We start from the raw sequence: 16,854 nt of genomic DNA, 5'->3' as shown, positions 1-16,854 counted from the left end.
ATCCTATATACGTCTTAAACGCGACGTTTTTTCGGTGGACGACAACCGTTATGAGGAATCGGAGTCACATCAGTAATATTCGTGATACGGAAACCCGCTGCGTTTAACGCGCGAATTGTAGATTCACGACCTGGACCCGGACCTTTAACCATAACTTCCAAGTTCTTTAAGCCGAATTCTTTAACAATTTCAGCACAACGTTCAGCAGCAACTTGCGCAGCGAACGGGGTAGATTTACGAGAACCACGGAAACCTGAACCACCTGCAGTCGCCCATGCTAGAGCGTTACCTTGACGGTCAGTAATAGTAACGATTGTATTATTGAAAGATGCGTGAATATGTGCTACGCCATCTACGACTTGTTTTTTTACACGTTTACGTGCACGAACTGGTGTTTTAGCCATTCTTTATTTACCCCGACTATTTTTTGATCGGCTTACGTGGACCCTTACGGGTACGCGCATTAGTTTTAGTACGTTGACCACGTACCGGTAAACTACGACGGTGACGTAAACCACGATAACAACCTAAGTCTAAAAGACGTTTGATGTTTAGTGTTACTTCACGACGTAAATCACCTTCAACGGTAAATTTACCAACTTCGTCACGCAGTTTGTCAATCTGCTCTTCAGACAATTCTCTGATCTTAACATCTTCAGCAATACCCGCTGCAGCACAAATAGCTTTTGAACGAGTCTTACCAATACCGTAAATTGCAGTTAAAGCGATTACAGCGTGTTTGTGATCAGGAATGTTAATGCCTGCAATACGGGCCACTATGCACTCCTATTATTTTAACTAATTTGGTATTCTGATCTTGAAAAGCCCGTTTTCAGGATACTCAAACAGAATACCAAGGACATAAATGAGTTGAGCAGTATAACTGCTCAACTGGTTCTTTGCAAGAAAAAATATGTATTAACCTTGACGTTGTTTATGCTTAGGATCGCTGCACAATACACGTACAACACCTTCACGTTTAACAATTTTACAGTTACGACACATTTTCTTTACGGAAGCACGAACTTTCATTGCTTATCCTTTTCTACTAAATGAACAATTATTGTCCAAAACCTTTAAGGTTTGCTTTTTTCAACGCAGATTCATATTGAGACGACATTAAGTGACTCTGAACCTGCACGATGAAATCCATAATTACAACGACTACAATTAAAAGAGATGTTCCACCGAAGTAAAATTTAACATCCCAAGCCGATGTCATAATATAAGGAACTAAACACACAAACGTTACATAAAGACCGCCAATCAGTGTAAGACGAGTCATAACTTTATCAATATAACGAGAGGTTTGTTCCCCTGGTCTAATTCCTGGAATAAATGCACCAGATTTTTTTAGATTATCTGCTGTATCTCGCGGATTATACTGCATTGCAGTGTAAAAGAAGCTAAAGAAAATAATTGCTACAGCATAAACAAGTAAATAAAGAGGCTGGCCAGGATTCAACAACATAGATAAGTTATTTAACCACTCAAACTTATCATTTTGTCCAAACCATTGAGTTAAGGTAGCTGGAAATAAAATAATACTTGAGGCAAAAATTGCCGGCATTACGTTTGCCATATTTACTTTCAATGGTAAATGTGTCGAATGACCACCTAAAATTTGACGACCTTGTTGACGCTTTGCATATTCAACGCGAATTCTGCGCTGTCCTCTTTCAACAAAAACAACAAAATAAGTTACTGCAAATACAATAGCTGCGATCAGAAGAAGCACTAGTGGATGCATCTGTCCTTGACGAGCCTGCTCAATAGTTTGAAGTATAGCTGATGGTAAACCAGCTACGATACCGCCAAAAACAAGAATTGAAATACCGTTACCAATACCTCTTTCAGTAATTTGTTCGCCTAACCACATGAGGAACATAGTTCCAGTTACTAAGCTAACAACTGAAGTGAAGTAAAAACCAAATCCAACATTTGGAACTAAGCCAGGTAACATATTTGGTAAACCTGTTGAAATAGCTACTGCCTGAATGGTTGCAAAAACAACTGTCGCATACCGAGTATACTTAGAAATTTTACGTTGACCAGCAGCACCTTCTTTCTTTAATTCTGCTAAAGCAGGAGAAACCGTTGCAAGCAACTGAATTACAATAGATGCCGAGATATACGGCATAATACCTAATGCTAAGATAGATGCACGGCTTAATGCACCACCAGAGAACATGTTAAACATGTCAATGATGGTGCCTTTTTGTTGTTCAACTAATTGAGCTAGCACAGCCGCATCAATACCAGGAACCGGAATGAAAGAACCAATTCGGTAAACGATAAGCGCACCTAAAACGAAAAGTAATCGGCTTTTTAATTCACCTTTACCGCTATTAGTACTTCTTGCTTGATAACCTGGTTGTTTAGCCATTTGCTAATTATTCCTCAACTGAACCGCCAGCAGCTTCAATTGCTGCTTTTGCACCCTTAGTCACACGCAAACCACGAACTGTTACTGCAGATTTCACTTCACCCGCTAAAACTACTTTAGCGAATTGGATATCCTTAGTTAAGATATTTGCTGCTTTTAATGTTTCTAAGGTTACTACATTACCTTCAACTTTGGTTAACTCATTCAAACGAACTTCTGCAGTTACTGCAGCCTTCATTGAAGTAAAACCAAATTTTGGTAAACGACGGTATAATGGCATTTGACCACCTTCGAAACCGCGACGAACACCGCCACCAGTACGAGATTTTTGACCTTTATGACCACGGCCACCAGTCTTGCCTAAACCTGAACCAATACCACGACCAAGGCGTTTAGCGCTATGCTTTGCACCTTCAGCCGGAGATAGAGTATTTAAACGCATCTCTTACTCCTCCACTTTAACCATGTATGAAACTTGGTTAATCATACCACGTACTGCAGGCGTATCAATTAACTCAACAGTGTGGTGCATATGGCGAAGACCAAGACCACGCAAGGTAGCTTTATGCTTCGGTAAACGAGCAATTGAGCTACGAACTTGTGTTACTTTAATAGTTTTAGCCATTATTCATTACCCCAAGATTTCATCAACAGTTTTACCGCGTTTTGCAGCAACCATTTCTGGTGATTTCATGTTTGCTAATGCATCAATAGTTGCACGAACAACGTTAATTGGGTTGGTAGAACCATACGCTTTAGAAAGAACGTTACGTACACCTGCAACTTCTAATACTGCACGCATTGCACCGCCAGCGATGATACCTGTACCTTCGCTTGCTGGTTGCATAAATACACGTGAACCAGTATGAACACCTTTAACTGGATGCTGTAATGTACCTTCATTCAAAGCAACGTTAATCATATTACGACGTGCTTTTTCCATTGCTTTTTGGATCGCTGCTGGAACTTCGCGTGCTTTACCATAACCAAAACCTACTCGGCCATTACCATCACCCACCACAGTTAATGCAGTGAAACTCATAATACGACCACCTTTTACAGTTTTTGATACACGGTTTACTGCGATTAGCTTCTCTTGCAGTTCACCAACTTGTTTTTCGATGTTTGACATCTCAATTTACCTCATTAGAACTGTAGACCAGCTTCACGTGCAGCGTCCGCTAGAGTTTGGACACGACCATGATATTTAAAACCGGAACGATCAAAAGCAACAGCTTGAACGCCTTTTGCTAATGCGCGTTCTGCAACAGCTTTACCTACTGCAGCAGCAGCATCTTTATTACCGGTGTATTTTACTTGCTCACGAATTGCTTTCTCAACAGTTGAAGCAGCGGCAAGCACTTCTGAACCGTTTGGTGCAATAACTTGTGCATAAATATGACGTGGAGTGCGGTGAATAACTAAACGAGTTACACCTTGCTCTCTCATCATATGACGAGCACGAGCTGCACGACGGATACGAGCTGATTTCTTATCCATAGTGTTACCTTAATTATTTCTTCTTAGCCTCTTTGATACGTACCACTTCATCAGCGTAACGTACCCCTTTACCTTTATAAGGCTCAGGACGGCGATAAGCACGAATATCTGCTGCAACTTGACCGATCAACTGTTTGTCTGCACCTTTCAACACGATTTCGGTTTGAGATGGACATTCTGCAGTAATACCTGCCGGTAAAGTGTGCTCTACTGGGTGAGAATAGCCTAAACTTAATGCAATTGCATTGCCTTTAAGTTGAGCTCTGTAACCTACACCCACCAATACCAATTTTTTAGTGAAACCTTCAGTAACACCGATAACCATTGCATTAACTAACGCACGTGCGGTACCCGATTGAGCATTTGCTTCAACAAAACCTTCACGTGGAGTGAACGTAAATTGTCCGTTATCTTGTTTTACTTCAACTGATTCATGAATTGTGCGAGATAACTCGCCATTTTTACCTTTTACTGTTAATAGCTGACCGTCGAGTTTAACTTCAACGCCGGCAGGAATATTAACAGGTGCCTTTGCAACACGAGACATTTTCCTACCTCTCTATTAAGCTACATAACAGATGATCTCACCGCCTAAACCTGCTTGACGAGCAGCGCGGTCAGTCATAACACCTTTAGATGTAGAAATAACTGCAACACCTAAACCGCCCATAACTTTTGGTAATTCATCTTTACGTTTGTAAATACGAAGACCAGGACGACTTACACGTTGGATGCTTTCTACAACTGGTTTGCCTTGGAAATATTTTAAAGTAATTTCCAATTCAGGTTTAGCACCTTCTAAAACTTTTACGCTTTCGATATAACCTTCAGCAGCTAATACGTTGGCAATTGCCACTTTTAGCTTGGAAGAAGGCATATTGATTGCAACTTTGTTCGCAGCTTGACCGTTACGAATACGGGTCAGCATATCTGCGATTGGATCTTGCATACTCATTGTACTTTTTCTCCGATTCCAAAATAAAGTGGTATATTACCAGCTCGCTTTTTTAAGGCCTGGGATTTCACCGCGCATTGCAGCTTCACGAACCTTAATTCGGCTTAAACCAAACTTACGTAAAACGCCATGAGGACGTCCAGTTTGGCGGCAACGGTTACGTTGACGAGATGGGCTAGAATCACGTGGTAAAGTTTGTAACTTTAACACTGCATCCCAACGATCTTCATCAGAGGCATTGACATCAGAAATGATTTTCTTTAATTCAACACGTTTTGCGTAGAATTTTTCAGCCAATTTAACGCGTTTTACATCGCGTGCTTTCATTGATTGTTTAGCCATTATAACCTGCCTTATTTACGGAATGGGAAATTAAAGGCAGCAAGTAGTGCTTGACCTTCTTCATCATTCTTAGCAGTAGTTGTGATAGTGATATCTAAACCACGTACACGATCTACTTTATCGTAATCGATTTCAGGGAAGATGATTTGTTCACGCACACCCATGCTATAGTTACCACGACCATCGAATGATTTCGCGCTTAAACCGCGGAAGTCACGAATACGTGGAACAGCAATTGTAATTAAACGTTCAAAGAACTCCCACATACGCTCACCGCGTAGTGTTACTTTACAACCGATTGGATATCCCTGACGGATTTTAAAGCCAGCAACAGATTTACGAGCTTTAGTTACTAAAGGTTTTTGACCGCTGATTGCTGCTAAGTCCGCTACTGCGTTGTCTAGCAATTTTTTGTCGGTCAATGCTTCACCCACACCCATATTCAGGGTAATCTTTTCGATTCGTGGGACTTGCATGACAGATTTGTAGCCGAATTTATTTTTTAATTCGCTTACTACTTGATCTCTGTAGTAATCATGCAGTTTCGCCATCGCATTACTCCAGTTTGTTAGATAATTTCATTGTTAGATTTGAAGAAACGTACTTTTTTGCCGTCTTCGAATCTAAAACCTACACGGTCAGCTTTATTTGTTTTAGGATTGAAAATCGCAACATTTGAAGCGTCAATTGCAGCTTCTTTTTTCACTAAACCACCAGCTTTTCCTAATGCAGGAACTGGTTTTTCATGTTTAGTAATGATGTTGATACCTTCAACAAACACTTTACCGTTTGGTAACACTTTAGTTACCTTGCCACGTTTGCCCTTATCTTTACCAGTAAGAACAATTACTTCATCATTTTGACGGATTTTAGCAGCCATTACATTCCCCTTACAGTACTTCTGGAGCTAAAGAAATGATCTTCATGAATTTCTCAGAACGAAGTTCACGAGTCACTGGTCCAAAAATACGAGTACCGATTGGTTGCTCAGTGTTATTATTTAAAATTACACAAGCGTTACCATCGAAACGAATAACTGAGCCATCTGGGCGACGAACACCCTTCTTGGTGCGCACAACAACTGCTTTTAATACATCACCTTTTTTTACTTTACCGCGTGGAATTGCTTCTTTTACAGTAATTTTGATGATGTCACCAATCGCAGCATAACGACGGTGCGATCCACCTAGAACCTTGATACACATTACGCTGCGAGCGCCTGAATTATCAGCAACATCCAGCATAGTCTGTTCTTGGATCATATTAGTGCTCCGTTAAGATTAAAAAAACACCCTTTCGGGACGAACCCATCCGCACTACTCGAATAGAATGGCGGATAGGTGGCGGATTTTATCAAAAGAAAAAGAGAAAGGCAATGATAATTTACCTTCCTCTTATTGATCTATTTACTAAATAATCCAGTTAAAATTTACCGCACTTTTAGAATTGTAAGATACTCCTATATTATTCTCAAAAGCTCATCTAATGAAAAATAAACTGCAGAAAAAATGAACTGCACACTTACCTTAGATAAATTCATTAGTTTTTAGATTTTTGAAAAATATCCTTGCCTAAAAGCCAGAGATACCTATCGAGTTCTTTTAAATTAAATCTTTCTAATTTATAAAATCTTTGAAAATCTAGCAAAATCCCTTTAAATTTTCTGTAATTTTTTAAATCTTTCCTTTTAAACACTGAAAATTTATCTACTTTATTAAAATAGAGGAGAACTTGCTCCACATAGCTATCATAAATTGGGAAAGCAATTGGATTGTGATGACTACAATATTTAGTTGCAAAAGAGTAAAAATACTTCTCCTTACCACCAATTGTTACTTCTCCTAATTCACGAACTAATTCAATATCACCAGATTTTAAACGTTTATCTAGATCTTTAATACCCCAAATATGCTTTGCAACATGATGAATAGCAAATATATTTGTACTATAAAAATCATTTAAGCATGATGTTTTCAATAAAATATCACTAATCTCAAGATTCTCAGGTAATAACTTTAAAAATAGTTTATTTAACGCTTTTTCTTGTGAAGTGTATTTTTCAAGTTTTTTCCATCCTTTAAGATGTTTATTAACTTCTGAAACACTGGGTTTAGGGGGTAAATATTTTTCCACATTTTCTCCACATTATAAAACTAATGTCTAACTCAATCTAATCGTAACCATAGATTTTATATACCATCAAGCCATTACATCATGATTTCAGAATGAGGCAACGTAACTTTTAATTTGGAGAATTCCGCCTCATTAAACTCAACAAGCTCATCATCAAAGTCCATTACTCCTCTTATATAAAGTTCTTTTAAATGATTTAATTTACTAAGTTTATATAATTCATCAATATTTATTCGATTATAGGAAAGATCTAAACTTTCTAACTTATTAAAGTTAATAATCGAATTAAACATAACCTCGCCAATCATGCCATTCCAATCTCTAAATGAAATAGATAAAACATAATTATTTAAGTAGACTAAAGGCTCCAAATCATTAATCTCATAAACATTGTTAGGAATATTTATATTATCGAGCACTGGCTCTATAAAAGTATCATCTAACAAATATAATCCTGTTACATATTCTCCTAATAAGATTCCAAAAGTATCTCTATCATATATATCTGGTTCTGTATCAAAATCATTTTCATCGTAAAACTCTTTGATGCCAATCTCCTCTTCTTGATTAGGAAGATCATGTATTAATATATACTTCATTGTATCAGATAAATGGCACCACCAATCCCAATCTGCATCAGAAATAAACTCATTGTCAGCAATCTCATCTTCTGACATTTTGCTGATCTTTCCAATTTTTTGAGCATTAATAAAGTTTATTAGAGCTTCGTTACAGTCATTGCTGTTTTTCTCATTTTCGAATTCAAAACCAACTGATTTTACTATTTCGTCTAATATAGACTTGAGATTACGATGCATCACCGTTACATGTCCACTGACTTTTTCAATTAAAAACTCATCATACTCAGCATAGCCATCAGCGTCCTTTGAAAAATTAGAGTTTCCATTTATATGGGAAATAAGTCGGTAACTCAAACATTGAGGACTTTCCATTTTCCCATAGACAATACCCAATCTATCAAGAATTTCGCGTAATATTTTAACTGTATCACGATATATTACTTTAACATCTTCGCCGCCTAATTCTATACGTAACTCATTATAAACTGCAAAATTTCTAATATTTTTAATCATAAACCAACTCCAATTTATTGGACAATAAAAATAGCCTATATATAATTAATATTTAAAGTTTATATAGGCTATAATTAATTACACCAACATGCAGCATAAATATTTAATTTACTATTTTATATAGTTTCATAAAATTCACATGACAGGTAATAATACTTTCCTATGCAATAATCTCGCAATTTGGCAGCAATTCTTTAACTACATTTAATTCTTTATCCCCAAAGTAATCCTCTGTGAATGGGATTTTTACTTTCTCTAAATAGATCTTTTTAAGATTTTTAATATCCTTAAGTGAGTCTAATGAATATAAAAATAGATCATTACCTGAAAGATCTAATTCTTCTAATTGAGGAATACTAGCAATCATTGATGTTACATATCCTTGAACAATTATATCTTTATTTCTAAGTGATAATGATGACAATTGCTTAATATGTGATAATTTGTCTAAATCATCTTCTACATCATAAAACTGCGGAATAATAAGAGAAGTAAGCGTTCCTTGGGTATATTTTTGTTCTGAATCATACTGACCAGTTAAATATTTACCTACATAGTAGCTAATAGCTGTATTTCTATCGTTAAGATCAACTGAAATAGAAATATCTCTATTTTCCGTATCCAATTCAGGAATTAAGTTACGATCAACTTCAAGGAATTTATCTTTAAGATTCCATAACAGAACACACTTCATTACATAAGATAAACTACACCACTACTACCAATCTTCATTAGAAATATTCTCAGTAGTATCTGTATCATTGATAAGTTCTTCCGGGAATTTATCCTCTGCTAATTTTGTCGTTTCCTTACGGGTATCAATTCCGTTAATGAAATTAATTAATCTATGACCAAAATAACGAGTATTCCACTCATCAGAATATTCAAAGCCAAGATCTTCAGAAATTTCTCTTAACATACTTCGTGTTTTTCTGTCACGACATCTGATAGTAACAGTATAATCTTCAGCAGATTCAATAATTAAATCTTTATAAATTGCACAACTTCTAATTTGTTTAGACATAACTAGCTCCAGATTACCAAAGTTTTAAAACAACTTGACCAAATGCAACTAAGATGGCGTTACCATTTAGTTCATAAGTGGTATCATAGTTAGCTGAAATTTTTGGCTTAATTTTATTCCCTTCTGTCACCCAAATATCACTTTGCTTTGCTCCAACTTTAGGTTTTAACTCACGTCCATCATATACCCAAATATCACTTTGTTTTGCTCCAACTTTAGGTCTTAACTCACGTCCATCATATATCCAAATATCACTTTGATTTGCTCCAACTTTAGGTTTTAGCTCACGCCCATCACAAGACCATTTACTCGATAATGAAATTTTTGGCATAATCTTCTCCGCTACCATTATTAAAAATATTTTTATCAGTGTTTGTTTAGGTGTTATGTCAATAACACCTAAAAGAAGTATACTTCTTTGCGAAATCGGCTTACTGAAAGAAAAAGTGCGGTTAAAATTCATTTAATTTTAACCGCACTTTAAAAACAAAAAGCCAATAGATTTACACTATTGGCTTTTATTTTATTACGCTTTGTTATTAATTAAGCAATAACTGCTTTCTCAACAACACGAACTAAAGTCCAAGATTTGGTTTTTGATAGAGGGCGACATTCGCGAATCTCTACGGTATCACCAACTTTGGCTTCATTGTTCTCATCGTGTACGTGTAATTTAGTTGTACGACGGATAAATTTACCATATAAAGGGTGTTTTACCTTACGTTCAATAGCAACAACGAAAGATTTTTCCATTTTGTCGCTAACAACTTTACCTTGTACGCTACGAATTTTATCAGTCATTACTCACCCGCCTTTTCGGTTAATACAGTTTTTACACGTGCAATATCACGACGCACTTGCTTAGCCTGATGGGTTTGTTGAAGCTGACCGGTGGCTGTCTGCATACGCAACTTGAATTGTTCACCTAAAAGGTTTACTAATTCAGCATTCAGCTCTTCAACACTTTTTGTACGTAAATCTTGAGCTTTCATTACATCACCGTCTTAGTTACGAAAGTGGTCTTAACTGGCAATTTAGCAGCTGCTAATGCAAATGCGTTTCTTGCTACTTCTTCAGACACACCATCCATTTCATAAAGCACTTTACCCGGTTGGATTAAGGCTACCCAGTACTCAACGTTACCTTTACCTTTACCCATACGGACTTCTAATGGTTTTTCAGTAATTGGTTTATCTGGGAATACACGAATCCAGATTTTACCTTGACGTTTTACTGCACGTGACATTGCACGACGTGCCGCTTCGATTTGACGAGCGGTTAAACGACAACGACCAACTGCTTTTAAACCGTAAGTACCGAAACTAACTTCAGTACCGCCCGCGATACCACGGTTACGGCCTTTGTGAACTTTACGGAATTTTGTACGTTTTGGTTGCAACATTTAGCGTTTCTCCTTACTTACGACCTTTACCGCGAGGAGCCTTTTTAGGCTTGTCGGCAGGTTGTTGTTCTGATTGCGCAACGGCAGCCATTCCACCAAGAATTTCACCTTTGAAGATCCACACTTTAACGCCAATTACGCCGTAAGTTGTGTGAGCTTCTGCAGTGTTATAATCGATGTCCGCACGAAGAGTATGTAGAGGTACGCGACCTTCACGATACCATTCTGAACGTGCGATTTCTGCACCACCTAAACGACCGCTAACCTCAACTTTGATACCTTTAGCACCTAAACGCATTGCGCTTTGTACCGCACGTTTCATTGCACGACGGAACATTACACGACGTTCTAATTGAGAAGCAATGCTATCTGCAACTAATTTCGCATCTAATTCAGGTTTTTTCACTTCAGCAATGTTGATTTGAGCAGGAACGCCAGCGATTTTAGACACTGCATTACGTAATTTTTCAACATCTTCGCCTTTTTTACCGATTACGATACCAGGACGAGCTGTGTGAATAGTTACACGAATACTTTTAGCTGGACGCTCAATAGTAATACGTGAAACTGAAGCATTTGCTAATTCTTTATTTAAGAATTTGCGTACTTTGAAATCGCCTTCAAGATTGTCAGCGAAGTCTTGTGTATTCGCGAACCAAGTAGAGCTCCAAGGTTTAACAATACCTAGGCGAATACCATGTGGATGTACTTTTTGACCCATTGCTATTCCTCTACTTATTAACGATCTGACACAACCACAGTAATGTGGCTAGTACGTTTTAAAATACGATCTGCACGACCTTTAGCACGTGGCATAACACGTTTCATGCTAGGACCTTCATCAACGAAGATTTTAGCAACTTTAAGATCATCGATATCTGCACCGTCATTGTGCTCTGCGTTTGCAATAGCTGATTCTAAAACTTTCTTCACTAAAGCCGCTGCTTTTTTGTTAGTGAAAGTTAAAATTTCTAGTGCTTGCGCAACTTTTTTACCACGAACTAAATCGGCAACTAAGCGAGCTTTTTGGGCAGAAGTGCGAGCGTAACGATGTTTTGCGATAGTTTCCATCTCTTTACCTCTTATTTCTTAGCTTTCTTATCTGCCGCGTGACCGCGGTATGTACGAGTCGGTGCAAATTCACCAAGCTTATGACCGATCATTTCATCAGATACATAAACAGGAACGTGCTGACGACCATTATGGACTGCGATGGTCAATCCGATCATTGATGGAATGATCATTGAACGACGGGACCAAGTTTTGATTGGTTTTTTATCCCCGCTTTCCACCGCCTTCTCTACCTTCTTCAACAAGTGTAGGTCAAGGAAAGGACCCTTCTTGAGAGAACGTGGCATGGCTAATCCTCTTTAATTTAATCTATTATTTGCCACGACGACGTACGATATATTTATCAGTACGTTTGTTGTGACGAGTTTTCTTACCTTTGGTTTGAACGCCCCAAGGAGTTACTGGGTGTTTACCAAAGTTACGACCTTCACCACCACCGTGTGGGTGATCTACTGGGTTCATTGCAGTACCACGAACTGTAGGGCGAATGCCTCTCCAGCGGTTAGCACCAGCTTTACCCAATACGCGAAGCATATGTTCTGAGTTACCAACTTCACCGATTGTTGCAACACATTCAGCTAATACTTTACGCATTTCGCCAGAACGTAAACGTAAAGTTACATAGTTGCCTTCACGTGCGATGATTTGTACATAAGCACCAGCAGAACGAGCGATTTGACCGCCTTTACCTGGTTTTAATTCAACGTTATGTACTGTTGAACCAACTGGGATATTACGCATTGGTAATGAGTTACCCACTTTAATTGGTGAGTTTACGCCAGCTTGGATTTGATCGCCTACTGACAGACCTTTAGGAGCTAAGATATAACGGCGTTCACCATCTTTATAAAGCACTAAAGCAATGTTAGCAGAACGGTTTGGATCATATTCTAAACGCTCAACAACCGCTGGGATGTCTAACTTGTTACGTTTGAAATCGATTAAACGGTAGTGTTGTTTGTGACCGCCACCAATGTGACGAGTAGTAATACGACCATAGTTGTTACGACCACCAGTTTTAGATTTAGTATCTAGAAGAGGTGCGTAAGGTTTACCCTTGTGTAATTCAGGGTTCACGATTTTAACAACGTGACGACGACCAGCGGAGGTCGGCTTACATTTAACGATAGCCATTCTCTAATTTCCTCCGATTACTCTGCACTGTCCACGAAGTCCAAATTTTGGCCTTCGGCTAAAGTTACATAAGCTTTTTTCCAGTCGCTGCGACGACCCATTTTGCTACCACGGCGTTTAGTTTTACCTTTAACAACCACGGTACGAACAGAGTCAACTTTTACTTCAAATAATTGAGCAACAGCAGCAGCAATTTCAGCTTTGTTCGCATCTAAAGCAACTTTAAGTACAACAGTGTTAGATTTTTCAGCATTGTTAGTTGCTTTTTCAGAGATGTGCGGTGCACGTAGCACGCTTAGCAAACGTTCTTGACTCATGCTAGGATCTCCTCAATTTGTTTCACAGCGTCAACAGTAACAATCACTTTATCGAAAGCGATTAAGCTAACTGGATCGATACCTTGAACATCACGTACATCAACTTTGTATAAGTTACGTGCTGCTAAGAATAGATTTTCATCTAAACTTGCTGTGATAATTAATGCATCTTCAACTGCTAAATCTTTTAATTTTTGTACTAAAACTTTAGTTTTTGGTGCATCTAATTCGAATTTTTCAACAACAACCAAACGGTCTTGACGAACTAATTCAGAAAGAATGCTTTTGATAGCACCACGGTACATTTTCTTGTTCACTTTTTGGCTGTGATCTTGTGGTTTAGCCGCGAAGGTTATACCACCAGAACGCCAGATTGGTGATTTGATATCACCAGCACGAGCACGACCTGTACCTTTTTGACGCCAAGGTTTTTTACCTGAACCAGACACTTCAGCACGAGTTTTTTGCGCACGAGTACCTTGACGCGCACCTGCTGCATAAGCAACAACAACTTGGTGGATCAACGCTTCGTTAAACTCACGTCCGAAGGTAGTTTCAGAAACAGTTAGTGCGTTTGCACCTACAACTTGTAATTCCATCTCTATCTCCTAGACTTATGCTTTAACTGCTGGCTTAACGATAACATCGCCATTGATAGCACCAGGTACAGAACCTTTTACTAATAGCAATTTACGCTCAGCATCTACACGAACAACTTCAAGTGATTGAACAGTTACACGTTCAGCACCTAAATGTCCTGCCATTTTTTTACCTTTAAACACACGACCTGGAGTTTGGTTTTGACCAATAGAACCAAGTACACGATGTGATAAAGAGTTACCATGAGTCGCATCTTGAGTACGGAAGTTCCAACGTTTAACACCACCTTGGAAACCTTTACCTTTAGAAGTACCGGTAACATCTACTTTTTTAACATCTGCAAAGATGTCAACATTGATTTCTTGACCTAAAGTGAATTCTTCACCTTCAGTACGAAATTCCCATAAACCGCGACCAGCTTCAACACCTGCTTTCACGAAATGGCCTGCTTCAGGTTTAGTTACACGATTCGCTTTTTTAGAACCAGTAGTAACTTGAACTGCAGTATAGCCATCGTTTTCAAGAGTTTTAACTTGAGTTACGCGGTTGGCTTCGATTTCGATAACGGTAACTGGTACAGAAACACCGTCTTCATTGAAGATACGGGTCATACCAACTTTACGACCGACTAAACCAATCATTGTAATAACCTCTTAATTAACCTAGGCTGATCTGCACGTCCACGCCGGCAGCCAAATCTAAACGCATTAATGCATCAACAGTTTTTTCTGTTGGCTCTACGATATCTACTAAACGTTTGTGAGTACGAATTTCGTATTGGTCACGTGCGTCTTTGTTCACGTGTGGAGAAATCAACACGGTGAAACGCTCTTTACGAGTTGGTAAAGGAATTGGACCACGAACTTGTGCACCAGTACGTTTAGCTGTTTCTACGATCTCCGCAGTAGATTGATCGATCAAACGGTGATCGAAAGCTTTTAAGCGGATACGGATTCTTTGGTTCTGCATTAGACCAGAGCTCCAATAAAATTTAGCTAATAAAAAACCAACACCAATCACAATTCTAACTTCAAAATAGAAAAGGAGGTGCAAGTTACCTGTTATATAGTCTCCAAATCGGAAACATTGTTTAGCGTGACATATCGTCATGCTCGTTTAATAAATGATTACATTAAACGGCTTTCATACTGAAAGCTCACAAATACTACACAAAAGTTAAACAAATTGCAAGGGATTTATTCAAAGCAAATAAAAAGTGCGGTCATTTATCGCCGTATTTTCTCATCGAAAAATACCTAGAAAAATCACCGCACTTCACATATTAAAATTAATGATGGTTATCTAATAGCGTGATATGTCGTTTTGCTACAATCCACGCACCAACATATCCCATAATTAAACAGAACACTAATAAGAATACAAATTCGCCAACGCCTAATCCATTCAAACTGAATTGAACGGCAAAAATATCCGTTACATATTTCACGGCAGAAGTAAAATAGCTGATAATAAAACTACTAAAAATTGCAGCAGCTAATCCACCTAATACAGCATAAATCATCCCTGTATAAAGGTAAGGACGAAGGATAAATTGATCTGTTGCACCAAGCAATTTCATCACATCAATACTTGATCGGCTACTATACACATCAGAGCGAATACTGTTACCAATAACCAAAAATACCGCTATCGTCATTAATACAGTGCAGAAAATTGCCACATGGGCGATTAACCAAGAAAGTGCGGTTAATTTTTCCATCCAGTCGTTATCCAAGCGAACTTCTTGTACCCCTTTAATTTTAGTTAAATTGGTACGTAACTCATCACGTTTTTCTGAAACATTAAATTCGCTCGTTGGTTTTACCATAACGACAGCTGGTAATGGATTATCATCTAAAATTTCTAATTCTTCGCCAAAGCCAGACCAGCTTTTAAATTCCTTTAAACTTTCTTGGCGAGAAACATAATTCAGTGATTCCACCCCTTCTTGTTGACGAATTTTCTCTACTACTAAATTCGCGTCTTCTTCACTTAAATTTTTGTGAAGATAAATCGTCAATTCACTTTCAGGATAAAATTGCGTGGTTGCTAAATGTAAATTTTTCCACATTAAATAGCTTACGGTTGGGATTGTCAGAGATACAGCAATCACCAAAATCGTGAGTAGTGTGCCAAATTTACGTTGCCATAAATCCGTCCATACTGCACGCAAAGTATAGGCTGTTTGAACAAAAAAGGATGCATCCGTTGGTCGGCTCATGATTATTCCTTAATAACGTAAATAACCTTGTTCAAGCACAAGACAAGGTTTTGGTTTTTGTTGAATTAAATTAATGTCGTGAGTAGCAATTAACACCGTCATTCCGAGACGATTAAATTCTTCAAACAAATTAAAAATGCCTAAAGAAAGTTCATCGTCTAAATTACCCGTTGGTTCATCTGCTAGTAAGAGCTGAGGTTTATGCACAATCGCACGTGCAATATCAACGCGTTGCTGCTCCCCGCCAGAAATTTGTGGTGGCAAATAGTGCGCTTTACTACGTAATCCTACACGATCTAAAGATGCCATCGCACGTGTATGCGCATCTTTTGGATGCATACCTGCAATAATCAATGGCAATGCCACATTTTCCACCACCGTACGATCTGTTAATAAACGATAATCTTGGTGAACCATACCAATTTGGCGACGCAAAAATGGAATTTCATATTTTGACAAGCGAGTAATATCGTGTCCGTTAAACCAAATTTGACCCGCGTTGGCTTTTTCCATCCCCATAATAAGCTTGAGTAATGTACTTTTCCCTGCGCCTGAATGCCCGACTAAGTAAGTCATACTTCCCACAGGAAGATGAAAATTCAAGCCTTGTAACGCTGGCTGCGTTGCGCCATGATAGGCTTTAGAAACATTTGAGAACTTAATCACAATTTTTCC

31 protein-coding genes and 1 pseudogene are annotated in these 16,854 nt (G+C 38.3%); all 32 read right to left on the bottom strand.

Features of this window, described 5'->3' with window-relative positions; genetic code table 11:
- Positions 1 to 14: 14 nt before the first annotated feature.
- The 32 genes and pseudogenes from rpsK to ftsE all read right to left on the bottom strand — a co-directional run bounded on the left by rpsK (position 15) and on the right by ftsE (position 16,845).
- Positions 15 to 404: a 30S ribosomal protein S11 gene (gene rpsK / locus HMPREF9096_RS01625; protein ID WP_005543603.1), complete on the bottom strand. Its 390-nt coding sequence runs from the start codon at positions 402 to 404 to the stop codon at positions 15 to 17.
- Positions 405 to 420: 16 nt separating this feature from the next.
- Positions 421 to 777: a 30S ribosomal protein S13 gene (gene rpsM / locus HMPREF9096_RS0108840; RefSeq protein WP_005625867.1), complete on the bottom strand. Its 357-nt coding sequence runs from the start codon at positions 775 to 777 to the stop codon at positions 421 to 423.
- Positions 778 to 918: 141 nt separating this feature from the next.
- Positions 919 to 1,032 (bottom strand): 50S ribosomal protein L36, encoded by a 114-nt coding sequence (rpmJ, locus tag HMPREF9096_RS01630; RefSeq protein WP_005625868.1) that lies wholly within the window; start codon positions 1,030 to 1,032, stop codon positions 919 to 921.
- 28 nt (positions 1,033 to 1,060) lie between these two features.
- Positions 1,061 to 2,386, bottom strand: a complete 1,326-nt coding sequence (gene secY, locus HMPREF9096_RS01635) for a preprotein translocase subunit SecY (protein WP_005625869.1) — start codon at positions 2,384 to 2,386, stop codon at positions 1,061 to 1,063.
- Between the two features lie 7 nt (positions 2,387 to 2,393).
- Positions 2,394 to 2,828, bottom strand: coding sequence for a 50S ribosomal protein L15 (gene rplO / locus HMPREF9096_RS01640; protein WP_005625870.1), 435 nt, complete (start codon positions 2,826 to 2,828; stop codon positions 2,394 to 2,396).
- 3 nt (positions 2,829 to 2,831) lie between these two features.
- On the bottom strand, positions 2,832 to 3,011 hold the full coding sequence (rpmD, locus tag HMPREF9096_RS01645; RefSeq protein ID WP_005543631.1) for a 50S ribosomal protein L30: 180 nt from the start codon (positions 3,009 to 3,011) through the stop codon (positions 2,832 to 2,834).
- A 6-nt stretch (positions 3,012 to 3,017) separates the two neighbouring features.
- Positions 3,018 to 3,518 (bottom strand): 30S ribosomal protein S5, encoded by a 501-nt coding sequence (rpsE, locus tag HMPREF9096_RS01650; protein ID WP_005625871.1) that lies wholly within the window; start codon positions 3,516 to 3,518, stop codon positions 3,018 to 3,020.
- Between the two features lie 14 nt (positions 3,519 to 3,532).
- Complete coding sequence (gene rplR / locus HMPREF9096_RS01655; RefSeq protein ID WP_005625873.1) at positions 3,533 to 3,886, bottom strand: 50S ribosomal protein L18; 354 nt, start codon at positions 3,884 to 3,886, stop codon at positions 3,533 to 3,535.
- Positions 3,887 to 3,899: 13 nt separating this feature from the next.
- Positions 3,900 to 4,433, bottom strand: coding sequence for a 50S ribosomal protein L6 (gene rplF, locus HMPREF9096_RS01660; protein ID WP_009500767.1), 534 nt, complete (start codon positions 4,431 to 4,433; stop codon positions 3,900 to 3,902).
- A 15-nt stretch (positions 4,434 to 4,448) separates the two neighbouring features.
- On the bottom strand, positions 4,449 to 4,841 hold the full coding sequence (gene rpsH, locus HMPREF9096_RS01665; protein ID WP_005625877.1) for a 30S ribosomal protein S8: 393 nt from the start codon (positions 4,839 to 4,841) through the stop codon (positions 4,449 to 4,451).
- Between the two features lie 36 nt (positions 4,842 to 4,877).
- Positions 4,878 to 5,183 (bottom strand): 30S ribosomal protein S14, encoded by a 306-nt coding sequence (gene rpsN, locus HMPREF9096_RS01670; protein ID WP_005625879.1) that lies wholly within the window; start codon positions 5,181 to 5,183, stop codon positions 4,878 to 4,880.
- A gap of 11 nt (positions 5,184 to 5,194) precedes the next feature.
- Positions 5,195 to 5,734: a 50S ribosomal protein L5 gene (gene rplE, locus HMPREF9096_RS01675; protein WP_005625881.1), complete on the bottom strand. Its 540-nt coding sequence runs from the start codon at positions 5,732 to 5,734 to the stop codon at positions 5,195 to 5,197.
- Between the two features lie 17 nt (positions 5,735 to 5,751).
- Positions 5,752 to 6,063: a 50S ribosomal protein L24 gene (rplX, locus tag HMPREF9096_RS01680; protein ID WP_005635734.1), complete on the bottom strand. Its 312-nt coding sequence runs from the start codon at positions 6,061 to 6,063 to the stop codon at positions 5,752 to 5,754.
- Positions 6,064 to 6,073: 10 nt separating this feature from the next.
- Entirely contained in the window at positions 6,074 to 6,445 is a 372-nt protein-coding gene (gene rplN, locus HMPREF9096_RS01685) for a 50S ribosomal protein L14 (protein ID WP_005548786.1), read from the bottom strand.
- A 277-nt stretch (positions 6,446 to 6,722) separates the two neighbouring features.
- On the bottom strand, positions 6,723 to 7,316 hold the full coding sequence (locus tag HMPREF9096_RS01690; RefSeq protein ID WP_009500766.1) for a hypothetical protein: 594 nt from the start codon (positions 7,314 to 7,316) through the stop codon (positions 6,723 to 6,725).
- A 383-nt stretch (positions 7,317 to 7,699) separates the two neighbouring features.
- Positions 7,700 to 7,915 (bottom strand): annotated as a pseudogene (locus tag HMPREF9096_RS09525) (hypothetical protein); the annotation flags it as partial.
- A 655-nt stretch (positions 7,916 to 8,570) separates the two neighbouring features.
- Positions 8,571 to 9,104 carry a hypothetical protein gene (locus tag HMPREF9096_RS01695; RefSeq protein WP_009500764.1) on the bottom strand — a complete coding sequence of 178 codons (534 nt, stop codon included), beginning with the start codon at positions 9,102 to 9,104 and terminating at the stop codon, positions 8,571 to 8,573.
- A gap of 24 nt (positions 9,105 to 9,128) precedes the next feature.
- Positions 9,129 to 9,434, bottom strand: a complete 306-nt coding sequence (locus HMPREF9096_RS09365) for a hypothetical protein (RefSeq protein WP_009500763.1) — start codon at positions 9,432 to 9,434, stop codon at positions 9,129 to 9,131.
- Positions 9,435 to 9,447: 13 nt separating this feature from the next.
- Positions 9,448 to 9,765, bottom strand: a complete 318-nt coding sequence (locus HMPREF9096_RS0108830; protein WP_032803565.1) for a hypothetical protein — start codon at positions 9,763 to 9,765, stop codon at positions 9,448 to 9,450.
- A 212-nt stretch (positions 9,766 to 9,977) separates the two neighbouring features.
- Positions 9,978 to 10,235 (bottom strand): 30S ribosomal protein S17, encoded by a 258-nt coding sequence (gene rpsQ, locus HMPREF9096_RS01705; RefSeq protein WP_005625886.1) that lies wholly within the window; start codon positions 10,233 to 10,235, stop codon positions 9,978 to 9,980.
- On the bottom strand, positions 10,235 to 10,426 hold the full coding sequence (gene rpmC / locus HMPREF9096_RS01710) for a 50S ribosomal protein L29 (RefSeq protein ID WP_005625888.1): 192 nt from the start codon (positions 10,424 to 10,426) through the stop codon (positions 10,235 to 10,237). The genes rpsQ and rpmC overlap by 1 nt, the downstream gene beginning before the upstream one ends.
- Entirely contained in the window at positions 10,426 to 10,836 is a 411-nt protein-coding gene (gene rplP, locus HMPREF9096_RS01715) for a 50S ribosomal protein L16 (protein WP_005625890.1), read from the bottom strand. Before rplP ends, rpmC begins: the two co-directional genes overlap by 1 nt.
- 13 nt (positions 10,837 to 10,849) lie before the next feature.
- Positions 10,850 to 11,557: a 30S ribosomal protein S3 gene (gene rpsC, locus HMPREF9096_RS01720; protein WP_005625894.1), complete on the bottom strand. Its 708-nt coding sequence runs from the start codon at positions 11,555 to 11,557 to the stop codon at positions 10,850 to 10,852.
- A 17-nt stretch (positions 11,558 to 11,574) separates the two neighbouring features.
- Positions 11,575 to 11,907 carry a 50S ribosomal protein L22 gene (gene rplV / locus HMPREF9096_RS01725; protein ID WP_009500761.1) on the bottom strand — a complete coding sequence of 111 codons (333 nt, stop codon included), beginning with the start codon at positions 11,905 to 11,907 and terminating at the stop codon, positions 11,575 to 11,577.
- A gap of 11 nt (positions 11,908 to 11,918) precedes the next feature.
- Positions 11,919 to 12,194 (bottom strand): 30S ribosomal protein S19, encoded by a 276-nt coding sequence (gene rpsS / locus HMPREF9096_RS01730; protein ID WP_005539416.1) that lies wholly within the window; start codon positions 12,192 to 12,194, stop codon positions 11,919 to 11,921.
- A gap of 25 nt (positions 12,195 to 12,219) precedes the next feature.
- Positions 12,220 to 13,041 carry a 50S ribosomal protein L2 gene (rplB, locus tag HMPREF9096_RS01735; protein ID WP_005625898.1) on the bottom strand — a complete coding sequence of 274 codons (822 nt, stop codon included), beginning with the start codon at positions 13,039 to 13,041 and terminating at the stop codon, positions 12,220 to 12,222.
- 17 nt (positions 13,042 to 13,058) lie between these two features.
- A complete protein-coding gene (rplW, locus tag HMPREF9096_RS01740) occupies positions 13,059 to 13,358 on the bottom strand; it encodes a 50S ribosomal protein L23 (RefSeq protein ID WP_005625900.1) in 300 nt (99 codons plus the stop codon).
- Positions 13,355 to 13,957, bottom strand: a complete 603-nt coding sequence (gene rplD, locus HMPREF9096_RS01745; protein WP_005625901.1) for a 50S ribosomal protein L4 — start codon at positions 13,955 to 13,957, stop codon at positions 13,355 to 13,357. The genes rplW and rplD overlap by 4 nt, the downstream gene beginning before the upstream one ends.
- Before the next feature lie 15 nt (positions 13,958 to 13,972).
- Positions 13,973 to 14,599 carry a 50S ribosomal protein L3 gene (gene rplC, locus HMPREF9096_RS01750; RefSeq protein WP_005632753.1) on the bottom strand — a complete coding sequence of 209 codons (627 nt, stop codon included), beginning with the start codon at positions 14,597 to 14,599 and terminating at the stop codon, positions 13,973 to 13,975.
- 16 nt (positions 14,600 to 14,615) lie between these two features.
- A complete protein-coding gene (gene rpsJ, locus HMPREF9096_RS0108825) occupies positions 14,616 to 14,927 on the bottom strand; it encodes a 30S ribosomal protein S10 (RefSeq protein WP_001181005.1) in 312 nt (103 codons plus the stop codon).
- A 319-nt stretch (positions 14,928 to 15,246) separates the two neighbouring features.
- Positions 15,247 to 16,179, bottom strand: coding sequence for a permease-like cell division protein FtsX (gene ftsX / locus HMPREF9096_RS01755; protein ID WP_009500759.1), 933 nt, complete (start codon positions 16,177 to 16,179; stop codon positions 15,247 to 15,249).
- A 9-nt stretch (positions 16,180 to 16,188) separates the two neighbouring features.
- Positions 16,189 to 16,845: a cell division ATP-binding protein FtsE gene (ftsE, locus tag HMPREF9096_RS01760; RefSeq protein WP_009500758.1), complete on the bottom strand. Its 657-nt coding sequence runs from the start codon at positions 16,843 to 16,845 to the stop codon at positions 16,189 to 16,191.
- Between the last annotated feature and the right edge of the window lie 9 nt (positions 16,846 to 16,854).

Origin of the sequence: Haemophilus sp. oral taxon 851 str. F0397, from assembly GCF_000242295.1 — a bacterium.
Classification (GTDB): Bacteria; Pseudomonadota; Gammaproteobacteria; order Enterobacterales; family Pasteurellaceae; genus Haemophilus.
The sequence above is the reverse complement of the archived record's forward strand: the minus strand, read 5'-3'. Positions and strand labels throughout refer to the sequence as shown.